Annotated in this window: 17 protein-coding genes; 6 read left to right on the top strand and 11 right to left on the bottom strand. The window is 62.3% G+C overall.

Features of this window, described 5'->3' with window-relative positions; all coding sequences use genetic code 11:
* Window positions 1-70: 70 nt before the first annotated feature.
* The 9 genes from gpmA to modE form a co-directional block, all read right to left on the bottom strand.
* Window positions 71-823 (bottom strand): 2,3-diphosphoglycerate-dependent phosphoglycerate mutase, encoded by a 753-nt coding sequence (gene gpmA / locus HMPREF3138_RS09310; RefSeq protein WP_004939834.1) that lies wholly within the window; start codon window positions 821-823, stop codon window positions 71-73.
* Window positions 824-1,038: 215 nt separating this feature from the next.
* The gene (locus HMPREF3138_RS09305; protein WP_033642211.1) at window positions 1,039-1,386 is read right to left on the bottom strand and encodes a PsiF family protein; all 348 of its coding nucleotides are present in this window, start codon (window positions 1,384-1,386) and stop codon (window positions 1,039-1,041) included.
* Between the two features lie 197 nt (window positions 1,387-1,583).
* On the bottom strand, window positions 1,584-2,627 hold the full coding sequence (galM, locus tag HMPREF3138_RS09300; RefSeq protein WP_038870973.1) for a galactose-1-epimerase: 1,044 nt from the start codon (window positions 2,625-2,627) through the stop codon (window positions 1,584-1,586).
* Window positions 2,621-3,772 carry a galactokinase gene (galK, locus tag HMPREF3138_RS09295; protein ID WP_038870970.1) on the bottom strand — a complete coding sequence of 384 codons (1,152 nt, stop codon included), beginning with the start codon at window positions 3,770-3,772 and terminating at the stop codon, window positions 2,621-2,623. The genes galM and galK overlap by 7 nt, the downstream gene beginning before the upstream one ends.
* Entirely contained in the window at window positions 3,769-4,821 is a 1,053-nt protein-coding gene (galT, locus tag HMPREF3138_RS09290; protein WP_038870967.1) for a galactose-1-phosphate uridylyltransferase, read from the bottom strand. The genes galK and galT overlap by 4 nt, the downstream gene beginning before the upstream one ends.
* A 284-nt stretch (window positions 4,822-5,105) precedes the next feature.
* Complete coding sequence (locus HMPREF3138_RS09285; RefSeq protein ID WP_038870964.1) at window positions 5,106-5,927, bottom strand: CPBP family intramembrane glutamic endopeptidase; 822 nt, start codon at window positions 5,925-5,927, stop codon at window positions 5,106-5,108.
* A gap of 167 nt (window positions 5,928-6,094) precedes the next feature.
* The gene (locus HMPREF3138_RS09280) at window positions 6,095-6,667 is read right to left on the bottom strand and encodes a cysteine hydrolase family protein (RefSeq protein WP_038870961.1); all 573 of its coding nucleotides are present in this window, start codon (window positions 6,665-6,667) and stop codon (window positions 6,095-6,097) included.
* A gap of 95 nt (window positions 6,668-6,762) precedes the next feature.
* On the bottom strand, window positions 6,763-8,250 hold the full coding sequence (gene modF, locus HMPREF3138_RS09275; RefSeq protein ID WP_038870980.1) for a molybdate ABC transporter ATP-binding protein ModF: 1,488 nt from the start codon (window positions 8,248-8,250) through the stop codon (window positions 6,763-6,765).
* 90 nt (window positions 8,251-8,340) lie between these two features.
* On the bottom strand, window positions 8,341-9,132 hold the full coding sequence (gene modE, locus HMPREF3138_RS09270) for a molybdenum-dependent transcriptional regulator (RefSeq protein ID WP_038870958.1): 792 nt from the start codon (window positions 9,130-9,132) through the stop codon (window positions 8,341-8,343).
* Window positions 9,133-9,325: 193 nt separating this feature from the next.
* Here modE and HMPREF3138_RS09265 point away from each other — a divergent pair, with 193 nt between their 5' ends.
* The 4 genes from HMPREF3138_RS09265 to modC all read left to right on the top strand — a co-directional run bounded on the left by HMPREF3138_RS09265 (window position 9,326) and on the right by modC (window position 12,161).
* On the top strand, window positions 9,326-9,475 hold the full coding sequence (locus tag HMPREF3138_RS09265) for an AcrZ family multidrug efflux pump-associated protein (protein WP_033633886.1): 150 nt from the start codon (window positions 9,326-9,328) through the stop codon (window positions 9,473-9,475).
* 158 nt (window positions 9,476-9,633) lie between these two features.
* The gene (gene modA / locus HMPREF3138_RS09260) at window positions 9,634-10,407 is read left to right on the top strand and encodes a molybdate ABC transporter substrate-binding protein (protein WP_038870956.1); all 774 of its coding nucleotides are present in this window, start codon (window positions 9,634-9,636) and stop codon (window positions 10,405-10,407) included.
* Complete coding sequence (gene modB, locus HMPREF3138_RS09255) at window positions 10,404-11,093, top strand: molybdate ABC transporter permease subunit (RefSeq protein WP_038870954.1); 690 nt, start codon at window positions 10,404-10,406, stop codon at window positions 11,091-11,093. The genes modA and modB overlap by 4 nt, the downstream gene beginning before the upstream one ends.
* Entirely contained in the window at window positions 11,094-12,161 is a 1,068-nt protein-coding gene (gene modC / locus HMPREF3138_RS09250) for a molybdenum ABC transporter ATP-binding protein ModC (protein ID WP_038870950.1), read from the top strand.
* 31 nt (window positions 12,162-12,192) lie between these two features.
* On the opposite strand, the gene HMPREF3138_RS09245 is transcribed toward modC, so the two are convergent.
* Window positions 12,193-13,011: a pyridoxal phosphatase gene (locus HMPREF3138_RS09245; RefSeq protein WP_038870947.1), complete on the bottom strand. Its 819-nt coding sequence runs from the start codon at window positions 13,009-13,011 to the stop codon at window positions 12,193-12,195.
* Between the two features lie 178 nt (window positions 13,012-13,189).
* On the opposite strand from HMPREF3138_RS09245, the gene pgl reads away from it, so the two are divergent.
* Window positions 13,190-14,185 (top strand): 6-phosphogluconolactonase, encoded by a 996-nt coding sequence (gene pgl, locus HMPREF3138_RS09240; protein ID WP_038870945.1) that lies wholly within the window; start codon window positions 13,190-13,192, stop codon window positions 14,183-14,185.
* A gap of 67 nt (window positions 14,186-14,252) precedes the next feature.
* Here the strand turns inward: pgl and HMPREF3138_RS09235 are convergent, their stop codons facing one another.
* Complete coding sequence (locus tag HMPREF3138_RS09235) at window positions 14,253-14,735, bottom strand: kinase inhibitor (protein WP_038870942.1); 483 nt, start codon at window positions 14,733-14,735, stop codon at window positions 14,253-14,255.
* A 156-nt stretch (window positions 14,736-14,891) separates the two neighbouring features.
* Between HMPREF3138_RS09235 and HMPREF3138_RS09230 the strand changes: the two genes are divergently transcribed.
* Window positions 14,892-15,293, top strand: coding sequence for a YkvA family protein (locus HMPREF3138_RS09230; RefSeq protein ID WP_038870940.1), 402 nt, complete (start codon window positions 14,892-14,894; stop codon window positions 15,291-15,293).
* Window positions 15,294-15,297: the final 4 nt, after the last annotated feature.

Below are 15,297 nucleotides of genomic sequence, written 5' to 3'. Positions count from 1 at the left end.
CCGGTAAAGCGCGATGAACCATAAAAAAGCCCCCGGTTTTCACCAGGGGCTTTTTCGTTAACGAGCGAAATTACTTCGCTTTACCCTGGTTTGCCACGGCGGCCGCTTTTGCAGCGATCTCGTCGGCGTTACCCAGGTAGTAACGTTTGGTTGGCTTGAAGTTCTCGTCGAACTCATACACCAACGGCACGCCGGTTGGGATGTTCAGCTCGAGGATTTCGTCTTCGCTCAGGTTATCCAGGTATTTCACCAGCGCGCGCAGCGAGTTGCCGTGCGCCGCAACGATCACGCGCTCGCCGCTCTTGATGCGTGGCAGGATCTCTTCGTCCCAGTAAGGAATCACGCGATCGATGGTCAGTGCCAGGCTTTCGGTCAGCGGCAGCTCTTGCTCGGTCAGCGAGGCGTAGCGCGGATCGTGGCCAGGGTAACGTTCGTCTTCTTTGGTCAGTTCAGGTGGGGTCACCGCGAAGCCTCGACGCCATTGTTTCACCTGCTCGTCGCCGTATTTTTCAGCGGTTTCCGCTTTGTTCAGACCCTGCAGCGCGCCGTAATGACGTTCGTTCAGCTTCCAGGATTTTTCGGTCGGCAACCAGGCCTGATCCAGCTCGTCGAGGATGTTCCACAGGGTGTGGATCGCGCGCTTCAGTACGGAGGTGTAAGCGAAGTCGAAAGTGAAACCTTCTTCTTTCAACAGCTTGCCTGCTGCTTTCGCTTCGGTACGGCCCTTGTCGGACAGATCGACATCATACCAACCGGTGAAGCGGTTTTCTTGGTTCCACTGGCTTTCGCCGTGACGCACCAGAACCAGCTTAGTTACAGCCATAGCTTAACTCCTTAATAATCTGACATTTCAATGATAACGAAAATCATTATATTGCCGCGGGCCGGGGCTCGGCAATCGATAGTGTCTAACCATAGCCAATTTCTTGCCGCAAAGTAAGGGCTGGCGAAAGGAAAAAGCTGAATCGTTCAGGCTGGCGCTGCGAGGGAGAAACGGCGCGCCGAAATTGTTCCGGGCGCGCCGTGGCGTGGGGAAAGTCAGGCCGATTTTTTCAGGCAGTTGCTCATGAAGGTTTTACGCGCGTCGCCCTTCAGATCCTTGGTCTTGGCGTCGGCGTTGCAGCTTTTCATTTTCTGCTGCTGCGGCGTCAGGGTTTTGCCCGTCGCGGCGGCGCCTTCGGATTTCAGACAGGTGCTCATAAAGGTGGAGCGATCCGCGCCTTTCAGCGACTTGGTGGATGCCTGCTGGTTGCAATCGGTCATGCGTTTCTGTTGGGCCGCCTGCGCCGGCGAAGGCGTTTTTGTCGCCGTCGTCGCGTCGGCCGCCATCAGATTGGTACTCAGCATTAAGCCCGCCAGCAATGGAAGTGCAGTAATCAGACGCATAGGTGTTCCTTCAGCTATTGATTGGCCGCCATCGGCCGAAAATTGTGACGTTGCACAAGGCGTTGTGCTTATCACGGTAGCCTGAGTGTAGTGCGCGCTTTGGAATAAGGGAAGGTGGGCGCCGGTGGGGGGATAGCGCTAAAAGGTAAGCATTTATAACAAATCGCCCCCGGCCGCACGGCGAGGGGCGTGGCGGGTCAGATAGGATAAAACTGATAATGCGTGGCGCTGCGGTAGCGGCTCCCCGGCTGCAGCCAACAGTCCGGCTGCGGCCATTCGGGATGGTGCGGGCTGTCCGGCAAAAACTCGCTCTCCAGAGCCACGCCGGCGTGGTTGGCATAGCTGCCGCCGTCGCGCGCCGGCGTGCCGGCCAGATAATTGCCGCTGTAGAGTTGCAGTGCGGGCGCGTCGGTGAACACGCTCATCTGTACTTGCCCGTCGGCGGACCATAAATGGGCCGCCGGGCACTCCAGCGCGCCGCAGGTGTGGTGCAGCAGAAAAGCGTGATCGTAGCCTTTTACCCGCTGCTGATCGCGGTCGTGCAGAAAATCCTGCAGCAGCGTTTTCGGCTGGCGAAAATCCATGCCGCTGCCGTCCACCGGCGTCAGCCCGGCACAGGGAATGCCCTCGGCGTCGACGGGCAGATAGCGATCGGCGAACAGCTGCAGCCGCTGGGCGCGGGCGTCGGTGCCGGCACCGTCCAGATTGAAATAGGCGTGGTTGGTCAGGTTGACCGGGCAGGGGCGATCGACCTGCGCCAGATAGCTGATTTCCACGCGATTGTCGGGGGTCAGGCGGTAGCAGACCTGCACGTCGAGATTGCCCGGGAAACCCTGATCGCCCTCCGCTGAATGCAACGCATAGCAGACCTGTTGCGCATCGTGCTGTACCCGGCGCCAGCGGCGGGCATGGAAACCGTCGGGGCCGCCGTGCAGCTGGTGGGCGCCCTGATTGGCGGCCAGCGCATGGGGTTTACCGTCGATGGGCAGACTGGCGTTGGCGATACGGTTGGCGTAGCGGCCGACGGTGGCGCCCAGATAGGCGCCCTGACGTTGGTAGTCCGCCGGGCTGCGGCAGCCGAGCAACAGCTCGCGGCTTTCACCGGATTTGAGCGGCAAGACGGCGGACAGCCAGGTAGCGCCCCAGTCCATCAGCGTCACCGTCATGCCGCCGGCGTTTTGCAGCTGCGTCAGCTGATAAGGTTGCCCATCGGGGGCGAGTGCCGCCGTTGCCGTCAGCATAGGCCGGCGCCTTGCGAAGCCTGGCAGACATAGAAGGTTTCCCGCAATCCGCCGGTTTGCCGCGGATACTCGTACGCCACGGCGGCACGCACCGTCTCCACGAGATCTTGCGGTATCAGCGCGACGATGCAGCCGCCAAAGCCGCCGCCGGTCATGCGCACGCCGCCGCGTGGGCCGATCGTCGCTTTGACGATCTCGACCAGCTTATCGATCGGCGGCACGGTGATTTCAAAGTCGTCGCGCATCGAGGCGTGCGACTCCGCCATCAGCCGGCCCATGCGCTGCAGATCGCCGGCCGCCAGCGCCTCGGCAGCTGCCAGCGTGCGGGCGTTCTCGCTGATCACATGGCGCGCGCGTTTGGCCACTAACGGATCGAGCTGGTGTTGACGCGCCTCAAACTGTTCGGGGCTGACGTCGCGCAGCGCCTTGACGCCGAAGAACCGCGCCGCTTCCTCGCACTGTTTGCGGCGGGTGTTGTATTCGCTGTCCACCAGCCCGCGTTGCACATTGGAGTTGACGATCACCACCGCGACGTTGTCCGGCATCGGTACCGCACGGGTTTCCAGCGAGCGGCAGTCGATCAGCAGAGCGCTGTCGCGCCGGCCGAGCGCGGAGATCAGCTGATCCATGATGCCGCAGTTGCAGCCGACGAATTGGTTCTCCGCCTTCTGGCCGTTCAGCGCCAGCGCTACGCCGTCCAGCGGCAGCTGATAGAGCGCCTGCAGCGCCTGGCCCACTGCCACTTCCAGTGCGGCGGAGGAGCTGAGCCCCGCCCCTTGCGGCACATTACCGGCGATCACCAGATCCGCGCCGCCGAAGTCGGCGCTGCGGCGCTGGAGGTGCTTCACCACGCCGCGCACATAGTCGGACCAGCGCTGATCGGGGTGGCTGACGATCGGATCGTCGAGCGAGAATTGATCCTGCTGATTCTGATAATCGGCGGCGAGTACGCGGATCTGGCGGTCGTCGCGCTTGGCGCAGGTGATGACGGTTTGATAATCGATGGCGCAGGGCAGCACGAAGCCGTCGTTGTAATCGGTATGCTCGCCGATCAGGTTCACCCGCCCCGGCGCCTGGATGGTCAACGCCGGCGCGTAGCCGAAGTGTTCGGTAAACAGGGAATGGGTAAGCGGTTTCAGGCTCATGCTTGGGCTCCGGCTTCACGGTAATGAATATCGCTGACGGCGCGCAGACGCTCTGCGGCCTGTTCGGCGGTCAGGTCGCGCTGGGTTTCTGCCAGCATCTCGTACCCGACCATAAATTTGCGCACGCTGGCTGAACGCAGCAGCGGCGGGTAGAAATGGGCGTGCAGCTGCCAGTGTCGGTTGTCGGCACCGTTGAACGGCGCACCGTGCCATCCCATCGAATAGGGGAAGGAGCACTGGAACAGGTTGTCGTAGCGGCTGGTCAGCTTCTTCAGCGCCAGCGCCAGATCTTGGCTTTGCGCCGCGCTGAGATCGGTAATGCGCTGCACCGCCGCTTTCGGCAGCAGCAGCGTTTCAAACGGCCAGGCGGCCCAGTAGGGCACCACCGCCAGCCAGTGTTCGGTGTTCACCACGATGCGTTCGCCGGCGGCCAGCTCGCGCTGCGCGTAGTCCAGCAGCAGCGGGGTGGCGTGTTCCCGAAAATACTCGTGCTGCAGGCGATCTTCGCGCTCGGCCTCGTTCGGCAGAAAACTGTTGGCCCAGACCTGCCCGTGCGGGTGCGGGTTGGAGCAGCCCATCGCCGCGCCTTTGTTTTCGAACAGCTGTACCCAGGGGTACTGACTGCCCAGCTCATCGGTTTGCGCCTGCCAGGCGGCGACCACCTGCTCCAGCGCCGGCAGCGGCAATTCGGGCAGGGTCTTGCTGTGATCGGGAGAGAAGCAGATCACCCGGCTGACGCCGCGCGCGCTCTGGCTGCGCATCAAAGGATCCTGGCTGTCGGGCGCCGGCGGCGTATCGCTCATCAGCGCGGCGAAATCGTTGGTGAAGACGTAGGTGCCGCGATAATCCGGATTGCGATCGCCGGTGACGCGCGCGTTGCCCGGGCACAGGAAACAGTCGGGATCGTGCGCCGGCAGCGTTTCCGTAGGGACGGCCTCTTGTTGGCCCTGCCAGGGGCGCTTGGCGCGGTGCGGTGAGACCAGCACCCACTGGGCGCTCAGCGGGTTGTAGCGGCGGTGTGGATGATCGATAGGGTTAAATGCCGTCATACGGTTCCTTTCTTGGCGTCGACGAGGTGTAATCGCTTTCAGCCGCCGTCTTGATACGCCCGTTGCTGAAAAGGGAGAGTACATTGCGCAAAAAGATAGCATGCTCGCGGCGATAAAAAGGTGATCTAACGCGAAAAATGGAATCGTTTACACTTCATTGAAAAGCGCCGGATGGGCAGAGATGAGCCGGTGGCTACGTGTTTGAGGGGATTGCGGTGAGCTGCCGGTGATAGCGTTTTCACCTGGTCAACCGGCAGAGAGAGGCTCTCTGCCGGCGTCAGCCGTCAGGGGTGCTGATACAGCGGGTAGGTGAAGAACAGCAGATGGGTCAGGTTAAGCCCGAAATGGAACAGAATCGGCACCCACAGGCGGCCGCTCCACATCCATGCCAGGCCGTAGATCACGCCGGCCAGCGTCGCGAAGATCACCATCAGCATGCCGCCGGCCAAATGCGCGGCGCCGAACACCAGGGCGGCGACGATCAGCGCCGGCCAGGCCCCCAGCCATTGGCTGAGGCGCTGTTGCAGGTAGCCGCGAAACAGCGCTTCTTCGGCCATGCAGACGAAGAACAGGTTCGCCATCACGAACGGCAGGATCCAGGCGGGCGCATGCAGTTCGATTTTTAAACCGCCCAGCGCCACGGCCAGCAGCAACAGCGCCGGTACGCTGATGATCAATGCAATCCAGGAACCCGAGGCGACGCTTTTTTCCGCTTTATCGGTTCTGAACAGCGTAGGCAAGCAGGCGAACAGCAGGAAGGGCACCATCGCCTTGTCGAAGTTGTAATACATGGTGAACGGCGCGCTGAGCGGGCCGGCTTTGTCGCCGTCGATCATCAGCGGGTTGTGGATGCCCGGCACCAGATGCAAGAACAGCGCGATGCAGCCGGCGACCACCAACCCTTCGAACGCGATCGCCAGATTACGCTGCTCGCGAAAATGGTGACGCAGCCCCGCCAACGCGACGATCGCCAGCAGATAACTCAGGCTGAGTGGCGTCAGTACCCCATGATAAAGCCCCATGCCCGCCGAGGCGGCCAGGATCACCCAGGCTATCAGCCGGTTAAACGGCAAGAAAAATAACGAAGCAGCCAGTACGCCCCACATAATATGTCCCTTTAAAATATGTACACGGCGCTCAGCGCCTTTGCGGCGTGCGATGATGGCGAAATTGAGCGCTAAAGCGGATAGTAGCACACCCAAATGACGCTAAAGGTCGGGGCAGTGACGGATTTGTGCATGATGCCGGCCCATACGACCGGCGACAACGCGGGTCAGCCTTTCATCCAGGCCTGCGAGCGGGTGATTTCGGCCAGATTTTGCAGGGTGTCCAGACTCTGCTGATGGATCTCCTGCGTGGGGGCCGCGCACAGGTCGTGCAGCACGGTCACCTGAAAGCCGGCGTCGTGCGCCTGACGCGCGGTGCTCTCGATGGCGAGCGGCGTGCTGACGCCCGCCAGCAGCAGATGATGGCACCGATGCTGCCGTAGCCAGGCTAACAAATTGTTACCGGAGAAGGCGCTTACCGCCGTTTTTTCAAACAGCAGATCGGTCTGTTCCTGATGCAGTTCGGGCACCCAGCGGCAGCCCGGGCTGTTAAGCCGCAGCGCGCCTATCTGTTTTAAATGGTTGAACAGCGGCGAATGGGGGGGAATATCATGATAATCGTCGGCGAATCCCACCCGCACCCAAATCACCGGGATTTTTCGCACTCGGGCGTAGGCCGCGGCGGCATTGACGTTGGCGAGCAGGTGGGTCGCCACCACCTGTTCGCGGCAGTGATTGGCGCGCCCTTTGGGCCCGATCAGCTCCTCGATCAGGTCGATAATAATCAACGCAGCGGACATGGCGTCTCCAGAAAATGGCCTTCTTTCTTTCTATGATAAAAGGCCAAATGTGATGTGCTGCGGTGAAGTGTTGCCGGATATGTTTACGCCGCGCTTCAGGCGGAGGCCGCCTCCAGCCGTTGCTGTTGGTAGCCGTAGCCGCCCTCGCCGTCGGGCACGAAGCTGAGGCGGTGAGTGATGCACTGCGGCGCGTCTTCGGCATGGTGCGAGACGAACAGCAGCTGGGTGGCGCCCTGGGCGATCAGCACGTCGATGAAGCGACGCACCAGCTGGCGATTGAGCGGATCCAGCCCTTGCAGCGGCTCGTCGAGGATCAGCAGCGCCGGGTGTTTCACCAGCGCGCGGGCGATCAGCGCCAACCGCTGTTGGCCCCAGGAAAGGCTGTGGAACGGGGCATCGCCGCGCGCGCCGTCGAGCCCGAGCAGCGCCAGCCATTGTTCGGTCAGCTGCCGCTGACGATCCGACACCGCCTGATAAATGCCGATCGAATCGAAGAACCCCGACAGCACCACGTTGTGCACGCTGGTGTTGACGCGATAGTCCAGATGCAGGCTGCTGCTGACGTAGCCGATATGGCGCTTGATCTCCCAGATGGTTTCCCCGCTGCCGCGGCGGCGGCCGAACAGCGTCAGATCGTTGCTGTAGCCCTGCGGATGATCGCCGGTGATCAAACTGAGCAGCGTGGATTTGCCGGCGCCGTTCGGGCCGACGATCTGCCAATGTTCACCGGGGTTAACCTGCCAGTCGAGATGATTGAGGATCGGTCGATCGTTATAGCTGACCACGCCGTCGCGCAGGACGATCAGCGGCCGATCCGCCGGCAGCGCCACCTTTTGCGTCGGATCCTCGGTCTCCGGCAGCGCCAGCCCGCTGAGGTTTTCGCTGTGCGCCAGCTGCGCCACCAGCGCGTCCGCCATCACCTGGCGGCGCGGCCCGCGGCTGGTCAGGGTGCAGTCCGCCAGCACGCCCACCTGCCGCACAAAATCCGGTATTTCGTCGAACCGGTTGAGCACCAGCACCACGGTTTGACCCTGGGCGGAAAGCTCGCTCAGCAACGCGGCGAGCTGCGCGCGCGAGTGAACGTCCAGCCCGTCGAAGGGCTCGTCGAGGATCAGCAGGTCAGGCTCGGGCATCAGCGCCCGGCACAGCAGGGTTTTACGCGTTTCGCCGGTGGAGAGGTATTTGAAGCGGCGCGTCAGCAGGGCGGTGATGCCGAACTGCGCGGCCAGCCGCTCGCAGCGCGCGGCGTCTTTCACCTCTTCCTGAATGATTTCCGCCGCGGTGCGGCCGGTGTCCTCCTCGTCCGCGCTGAGCAGATCGGTGTTGTTGCGTTGCCACTCGTCGCTGACCATTTTTTGCAGCTGTTCGAAGGAGATGCGCACCGCGTGCTGAAAATCGCTGCGGCGTTCACCGCTCAGCAGAACCAGTTCGTCGGCCAGCGCGCGCGCCAGGGCGGATTTGCCGCTGCCGTTGGCGCCGACGAAGGCCCAGCTGTCGCCGGCCTGGATTTCCAGCGCGTCCAGCGTCAGGGTGCGGGTATCGCTTAAGCGGAATGAACCTTGCGAAATGTGCAACGACGACATCACCTGTTCCTTTTTTTGCAATTACTTGCCTTAGAAATAGGCGCATTGCAGGGGGATGTCAATCAACAAAAACGCAACGTCACGTTGCGCTTAACACAACGTGGCGACAATCACGCGATCGGCGTTGAACAGGGCGTGTACGGCGGCGCCGACGCTCAGCTGCAGACGCTGCAACTCCGCCGTCGTCAGGGTGGCGCACAGGGTTTCGCCGCCCGCCAGCGTCACCAGCACCTCGCTGTGTTCAGCGCCCGGCTGAATGCCTGCCACCACGCCCGCCAGCGCGTTATCTACGCCGGTATGCTCCGCCGTATCGACGCTTAACCGCACCCAGGGCGCCTTGATCAGCGCCAGCACCTCTTTCCCCGGCGTCAGCTGCAGCCGGTCGGCGCTTTGTTGGGTGACGGCCGCCATCAGGCGAGTGGTGCCGTCGTTCAACAAAATCGCCAGGTGCTGCTGCACCTGCTGATGATCGCGTTCGATGACGGTGCCGAAGAACTGATTGCGCGCGCTGGTTTGCAGCGAGAAGCGCGAGATGGCCGCCAGCAGGCTGTCGAGCGGCAGATCGTCCTGCTGCAACACGTCGAAAGCTTTTTGCTGCACCTGGCCCAGCAGGTCATACAGCTGGATCAACCGCTGGCCATAGTGGGTCAGCTGCGCGCCGCCGCCGCCTTTACCGCCGGTGGCGCGTTCCACCACCGTTTGTTCCGCCAGCTGGTTCATTTCATTGATGGCGTCCCAGGCGCTTTTATAGCTGATGCCCGCCAGTTTGGCGCCCTGGCTGATCGAGCCGGTGTGCTGCACCTGTTTCAGCAGCGCGATGCGGCGCGGATCGGCGAACAGCTTTTGCTGGAGTTTGAGAGTCAGAAGAATTTCGGCCTGCATAGCGCATCCTGTCGGCGGCAAAAATCTTATTGTCGCCGATTTGGCGGCAAAGCGCCAAAGGGCACGTTTAGCCGATCACAATTTCGCCCCGCTGGCTAAAATAACTCCGGTTTTACCGATTTTTTTGGGTTAGAATAACCCGATATGCGGTGAAAGGCATTTGCCGCTCAATGGGCAGTTAAGCGAGGCTATCATGTTGGAATTATTGAAAAGTCTGTTGTTTGCCGTGGTCATGGTGCCGGTGGTCATGGCGCTGATCCTCGGCCTGATCTACGGTTTTGGCGAAGTGTTCAACGTCTTCTCCAAAGTGGGCCGTTCGAAAGAAAATCGCGCCCAGCACTGACCGTTCCCCATCCCGATACCCGCCGGCATCGCCCGGCGGGCATTCCTCAAGTTATCTCACGCTTTGCCGATAAACCGCATGACAAGCTTTCGCGCAACGTTATATTATTTTTTATATAACGAAGAGTGATAATGCACGTTAACTTGCGGAGAAAAACAATGAAACAGCAATGGACCAAATGGGTTGGCGGGATCGTGTTGGCATCGGGCCTGGTGGCACAGGCTTCGGCGGCGGAAAAGATCACCGTGTTCGCCGCTGCGTCGCTGACCAATGCGCTGCAGGACATCGCCACCCAGTATCAAAAAGGCAAGGACGTGCAGGTGGTTTCCTCCTTTGCGTCCTCTTCGACGCTGGCGCGCCAAATTGAGCAGGGCGCCCCGGCCGATCTGTTCATCTCCGCCGATCAACAGTGGATGGATTACGCCATCGACAAGCAGCAGATGGTGAAAGACACCCGCTATACGCTGCTGGGCAACGAACTGGTGCTGATCGCCGCCAAGAGCGATAAGCAAGATAAGATCGCCATCGACAAGCAGACCGACTGGACCAAGCTGCTCAACGGCGGCCGTCTGGCGGTGGGCGATCCGGATCACGTGCCGGCCGGCATCTACGCCAAAGAGGCGCTGGAACACCTGGGCGCCTGGAGCGCATTGGAACCGAAACTGGCGCGCGCCAACAACGTGCGCAGCGCGATGGCGCTGGTGGAGCGCGGTGAAGCGCCGCTCGGCATCGTCTACGGCTCCGACGCGGTCGCCAGCGACAAGGTGAAAGTGGTGGGCGTATTCCCGGAAGACAGCCACAAACCGGTTGAATATCCGATGGCGATTGTGAAAGATCGTCAGAATCCGACGGTCAGCGCTTTCTATACCTATCTGAAGGGCCCGGAAGCGGCCGCTATTTTTGAACATTATGGATTCACCCCGCGTAAATGATTCTGAGTGAGTACGAGTGGCAGGCGGTTGAGCTGAGCCTGAAAGTCTCCGGTTTGGCGGTGGTCTGCAGCCTGCCGTTCGGCATTCTGATGGCCTGGGTGCTGGTGCGTTGCCGCTTTCCCGGCAAGGCGCTGTTGGACGGCATCATTCACCTGCCGCTGGTGCTGCCGCCGGTGGTGGTCGGCTATTTGCTGCTGATCGCCATGGGGCGGCGCGGCGTCATCGGCGAGTGGCTGTACGACTGGTTCGGCTTCAGCTTCAGCTTTAGCTGGCGCGGCGCCGCGCTGGCATCGGCGGTGGTGGCGTTTCCGCTGATGGTGCGCGCCATCCGGCTGGCGCTGGAGGCGGTGGATACCCGGCTGGAGCAGGCGGCGCGCACGCTGGGTGCCAACCCGTGGCGGGTGTTTTTCACCATCACGCTGCCGCTGTCGCTGCCCGGCGTCATTGTCGGCGTGGTGCTGGCCTTCGCCCGCTCGCTGGGGGAGTTCGGCGCCACCATCACCTTCGTCTCCAACATTCCCGGTGAAACCCGCACCATTCCGCTGGCGATGTATACGCTGATCGAAACGCCGGGGGCGGAAGCCGCCGCCGCGCGGCTGTGCGCGATCGCCATCGTGCTGTCGCTGGCTTCGCTGATGGTGTCCGAATGGCTGGCCCGCTGGGGCCGCAAACGGATGGGGGTGTAAATGCTGGAGCTGGATTTCTCGCAGCAGCTGGGCGACCTTAATCTCAACGTCCGCGCCGATTTGCCGGCGCAGGGCATCACCGCGATTTTCGGCCTGTCCGGTGCGGGCAAAACTTCCCTGATCAACGCCATCGGCGGCCTGACCCGTTTGCAGCAGGGGCGCATCGCGCTCAATGGCCGCACGCTGGTGGATACCGCCGCGGGCCTTTGCCTGCCGCCGGAAAAGCGCCGTATCGGCTACGTGTTTCAGGATGCACGGCTGTTCCCGCACTATCGGGTGCGCGGCAACCTGCAGTACGGCATGGCGGCCGGCATGCGCGCACAGTTCAACACCATCGTCGAGCTGCTGGGCATCGGGCCGTTGCTCAATCGGCTGCCGCTGACACTCTCCGGCGGTGAAAAACAGCGGGTGGCGATCGGCCGCGCGCTGCTGACCGCGCCGGAACTGCTGCTGATGGACGAGCCGCTGGCCTCGCTCGATCTGCCGCGCAAACGCGAGCTGCTGCCGTATCTGGAGCGGTTGGCGCAGGACGTCAACATCCCCATCCTCTACGTCAGCCACAGCCTGGACGAGATCCTGCGCCTGGCCGAGCGGGTGATGGTGCTGGATCGCGGCGAGGTGCGCGCGTTCGGCGGGCTGGAAGCCGTCTGGGCCAGCAGCGCGCTGCGGCCGTGGCTGCAGCGTGAAGATCAGAGCAGCGTGCTGCGCGTCAGCGTGATTGAGCATCATCAACGCTATGCCATGACCGCGCTGGCGCTCGGCGATCAAAGGCTGTGGGTCAGCGGCATCGACGCCGAACTGGGCACCCAGCTGCGCATTCGCATCAACGCCGCCGACGTCTCACTGGTGCTGCAGCCACCGGTCAACAGCAGCATTCGCAACGTGTTGCCGGCCAAGGTAAGCGAGTGTCTGGACGTGGACGGGCAGGTGGAAGTGAAGCTGGCGGTCGGGGAACACGTGCTGTGGGCGCGGATCACGCCCTGGGCGCGCGATGAACTGGCGATCCGCCCCGGGCAGTGGCTGTACGCGCAGGTGAAGAGCGTGTCGATCAGCCGCGAGGGCCGCTAAGACAGGCCCTCCCGACGGGAGGGCGAAAAAACTAGAGTACGAGGGTGCGGATCACCTCGGCGATGCCCGGCTGCAGGTTATCGGCGATCACCAGATCGGCGCGTTCCTTGATCGCGTCATCGGCGTTGCCCATCGCCACGCCCAACCCAACCGCTTCCAGCATGCTGATGTCGTTGTAGTTGTCGCCGAACGCCACCACCTGATCCATGCTCAGCCCCTGCGACTCCACCCATTGGCGCAGGCGCTTGCCTTTGCTGTTGCCGCCTTTGGCGATATCCACCTGATCGTGCCAGGACCATTCGCACGCCAGCCCCAGCTCTTTCTCCACCGTGTCGGCAAACTCGCGCAGCGCCAGGGTATCGGCGTGCGAGGTGGCGAATTTCCAGATCGCCTGCGCGTCGTCGGCCGCCTGCGCCAGGCTGCCGACCTGCAGCAGCGTTGGGCGCTGCGCTACCGGCAGGGTTTCGGCCCAGGCCAGCGAGCGGGTCACGTGGCCGCTCGGCTCCTGATAGAGCATGGCGTCGTCGACGTACATCAGCCCGTGAATGTCGGTCTGTTTGAGCATCTGCAACACCTGCTTGGCCTGATCTTTCGCCAGCGGATCGGCGGCCAGCACCTTCTTCTGCTGAAAATCATACAGATAGGTGCCGTTGCAGCAGATGGCCGGGGTATCTATCTGCAGCGCCTGGTAGAACGGATGGATGGCGACATGATGGCGGCCGGTGACCACCACCACCTGGATGCCGGCGGCGCGCGCCTGCGCCAGCGCTTCCAGCGATTGCGGTAAGATGCGTTTTTGGTTGTCCAGCAGGGTGCCGTCAAGATCGAGGGCGATGACGCGGTAGCTCATAGGGTTCTCGTTATCGTTAGTCATGAAATTAATCCGATGGTACACCGGATAGCCAACGGAGAAAACCGCGTGAGCTTCCGGTGCTAAGCGGGGTTGCCATGCGACGGATGTGCGGTAAGCTAGGGGCAATCGAACGGCCTGAAACCGGTTCCTCTTTTACCCTTTGCAAGGAGAACACATGAAGCAAATCGTTTATGTCGCCAGCCCGGAGAGCCAGCAGATCCACGTTTGGCAGTTGGACGATGCCGGCGCGCTGGCGCTGCTGCAAACCGTTGACGTGCCGGGCCAGGTGCAGCCGATGACCCTTCATCCGGACAAGACCCACCTGTACGTCGGCGTACGCCCGGCGTTCGGCATCGTCAGCTACCGCATCGAGGCGGACGGCACGCTGCAGCAGGCCGGCATGGCGCCGCTGCCGGGCAGCCCGACCCATATCTCCACCGATTTGCAGGGGCGTTACCTGTTCTCCGCCTCCTACAGCGGCAACTGCGCCAGCATCAGCCCGATCGGCCACGACGGCGTGGTGACGGCGCCTATTCAGCAGATCGACGGCCTGACCGCGCCGCACTCGGCGAACATCGATCCGACCAACCAGCTGGTGCTGGTGCCATGCCTGAAAGAAGACCGCATCCGCCTGTTCAACCTGAGCCTGGCGGGCCAGCTGACGCCGCACGCGCAGGAAGCGGTGGCGACCGCCGCCGGCGCCGGGCCGCGTCATATGGCGTTCCACCACAACGACAAGTTCGCCTACTGCGTCAATGAGCTGGACGGTACGGTGGACGTGCTGGCCATCTCGGAAAACGGCGGCCACTACACCGTGACGCAGACGCTGGACATCATGCCGGCCGACTTCGACGGCACCCGCTGGGCGGCGGACATCCACATCACGCCGAACGGCCGCTTCCTGTACACCAGCGATCGCACCGCCAGCATTCTGACCATCTTCAGCGTTTCCGAAGACGGCGGCACGCTGAGCGTGGTCGGCTATCACCCGACCGAAGCGCAGCCGCGCGGTTTTAACATCGATCACAGCGGCCGCTTCGTGATTTCGTCCGGCCAGAAATCCGGTCACATCGCGGTGCATGAGATTGATCAGCGCAGCGGTGAGCTGACCACGCTGGCGCGTTATCCGGTGGGCAAAGGCCCGATGTGGGTGAGCGTGCTGGCGAAGTAATTCGGCGGTCAGACGAGTATGGAAAAAGCGCGGTTCGGTTGAATCGCGCTTTTTTATTGGCGGGGGATCAGTTGAACGTTACCGTCAGCGTGGCGCTGCCGAGGCTGTGGAAATGGACGTTGAAGCCCACCAGCGCGCCGCTGGATCCCTCATCCACCTCGATATGTTCCACGTCCAGCGCATGCACGGTGAACTGGTAGCGGTGGCTCTCGCCCTCTGGCGGCGCCGCGCCGCCGTAGCCGGCCGAGCCGAAGTCGGTGCGGGTCTGCAGTGCGCCGGCGGGCAGCGGGGCTTTGCCGGAGCCCGCGCCCTGCGGCAGCTCGCGCACGTCGGCGGGAATGTTGGCCACGATCCAGTGCCACCAGCCGGAGCCGGTTGGGGCATCGGGATCGTAAACGGCGATTACGAAGCTCTTGGTGCCGGCCGGCACGCCGTCCCAGGCCAGGTGCGGCGACAGGTTATCGCCGTGGTAGCCCATGCCGTTGAAGACCTGCGCCTGCGGCAGCTTGCCGCCGTCCTGCAGGTCGTTGCTGTACAAACGAAAAGCCATAGTGACTCCCAGTTGTCGGTAAACGCGGACCCTTAAGCTAGATCGTTTCGCCGTGCCAATACAAGTGGGATTGCCATTCGCCAACGGCGGCGCGGATCGGTTACCATGGCTGCATCTTCCTTCCTACAGACCGCCGGATAGCCAAACAACGCCACCATGATCTCACTGAAAAAACGCACGCCGTGGTTCGGCTGGCTGCGCCGTTGGGCCAAAAGCATCAAGCGCGATATTTACGCGCTGTGGCTGGCCGCCCGTGATAAGCGCACCCCGTGGTACGCCAAACTGATCGCGCTGCTGGTGGCCGGCTATGCGATCTCGCCGATCGATCTGATCCCGGACTTCATTCCAGTGCTGGGCTATCTGGATGACGTAATCATCGTGCCGTTGGGCATCATGCTGGCGGTGCGCCTGATCCCCAAGCCGCTGATGGCCGAGCTGCGCGAGAAGGCGCAAAAGCGCGTCGATAACCCCACCGGCCGCATGGCGGCGGCGATGATCATTTTACTTTGGCTGCTGTGTCTGGGATTGCTGGCCCGCTATCTGGACCAGCATTGGTAAGCCA

Origin of the sequence: Serratia sp. HMSC15F11 (assembly GCF_001808215.1) — a bacterium.
Classification (GTDB): domain Bacteria; phylum Pseudomonadota; class Gammaproteobacteria; order Enterobacterales; family Enterobacteriaceae; genus Serratia; species Serratia nevei.
This window is presented reverse-complemented; position numbering and strand designations above follow the sequence as displayed.